Origin of the sequence: Kamptonema sp. UHCC 0994, assembly GCF_029167235.1 — a bacterium.
GTDB lineage: Bacteria > Cyanobacteriota > Cyanobacteriia > Cyanobacteriales > Microcoleaceae > Kamptonema.
Genome location: NZ_JARFTR010000318.1, coordinates 1 through 1,646 on the forward strand (window position 1 = coordinate 1; position 1,646 = coordinate 1,646).

Below are 1,646 nucleotides of genomic sequence, written 5' to 3' on the forward strand. Positions count from 1 at the left end.
GGGAGGTATTCGCTAAAAATTCGTCTTTAAGTTGGTCGAGATGATGTAGTTCTTGATTTTGATCGGCTAAAGTTTCTTTTTGTGCTTCCAGGGTGCTAAAGGATGCTTTGAGTTGGGAAGCCATGCTATTGAATGACTGTTCTAGGGTTTCAATTTCTTCAATTTCGATCGCATCATTTGTTTCTACTTGTCTATCGAGATTACCTTCGGCTAGTTCTTTAGATGCTTGTGTTAAGCTGAGGATGGGTTTGGTAATTAAACCTGCTGTGAAGATGCCGATTAAAATTGCCACTCCCAATGCTACCAAGGTTAACCAAATTGTGTTACGGGTATTAACGTTGATTTGCTCCATAAAATCTGACTCTGGTACAATCACCACAATCAGCCAGTTTAGTCCTTCGTTATCTTGATAGGGAACTACTTGTAAAAATCGCTGCTGACCTGCTATTTCCACATTAAGATTCTGCAACTTTTGAATTTGCTTAAAGCTGTCAAATTGCTTGATTAGATATCTTGCTGTCGCTTGAGTAACAGAGTCGCTACTTTCTATAGCTTTGAAAAGTTCTCCTTTATTATTGTTGAATCGAACTAGATTTTCAGAGGTAGAAGTTGCAACTAATACTCCTTCCTGAGTTATAACAAATGTCTGCCCTGATTTACCCACTTTTAAACTCTGCAAAAATTGTGAGATGCTATCTAGGCGTAAAGTTACGTTCAATACTCCTTCTAACTGACCATTTTGCGCGTAGACGGGTTGTACCGCACTGATGTGCATCTTGGGTTCAGCAAATGAAATCTCAACTTGACTCCAAGATTTTTTCCCAGCTTTAACCGCATCTTGATACCAAAGTCTTTTTCGCCCATCAAAGTTTTTTATTACCCTAGAAACTTTAGTTGTATCGCCTTTTTCAGTGGCATTCCAAGCATAAAAATTAAAATTGGTAGATTCGTTACATAGGTTGAAAAGCAAAGTTCCATCTGCCAGTCTTTGTCCTGATATTACATTTCCTTTATTATTAACAAATGCAATAAAATCTAAGTTAGGGTATGACATCAGTTCTGGCCAAAAATATCTTTTTAAATTCATTAATTCCCGTAAGTTCAACCCCATATTCACAGCATTGAGGTTAGTTTGATTAATTTGATGGGGAATCGCCAGGTAATCTTTTATGTTTTGCTGAATGCGATCGGTAATTTCGTTTTGCAATTGACCAGCAACTTCATAAACTGCTGTTTGTCCGTTTTTAAAGGAGAGATAGCCTACAAGCCCAACAGCAGCTACAATTTGCAGAACGAAAGGCACTACAAGGGTAGTGCGGAGACGGAATTTTTGGCGGACAGGTTTGGTAATGCTCATAACTTGATTTCCTTTCATTTTTTGATATTATAATACGGCAGTACAAAATCGGGTGAGATACAGCAAATTGCAGGTTTATGAAGTACACCCCAAAAAGCAGTTTTCTCTATACATTCTCCACCTATCGTGGCGCATTACTTCTCACTTAAAGCTTCGATGCCATCCCATCCTTCGGGGACTCCATACTGTTGATATTTCTCACAACGCTTGATGTAAACCATCGTCGCTTTATCGCGAGGATTAATCTGTAAAACCTCCTGAAATATGTGTTTCGCCTCCTGAAATTGTT

The 1,646-nt window shown here is 38.5% G+C and carries 1 protein-coding gene; it reads right to left on the bottom strand.

Annotated features, from left to right (window positions below):
- Positions 1 to 1,357, bottom strand: a 1,357-nt coding sequence (locus PY364_RS28790; RefSeq protein ID WP_275571130.1) for a cache domain-containing protein, incomplete at its 3' end; no start/stop codon positions are given.
- Positions 1,358 to 1,646 lie beyond the last annotated feature (289 nt).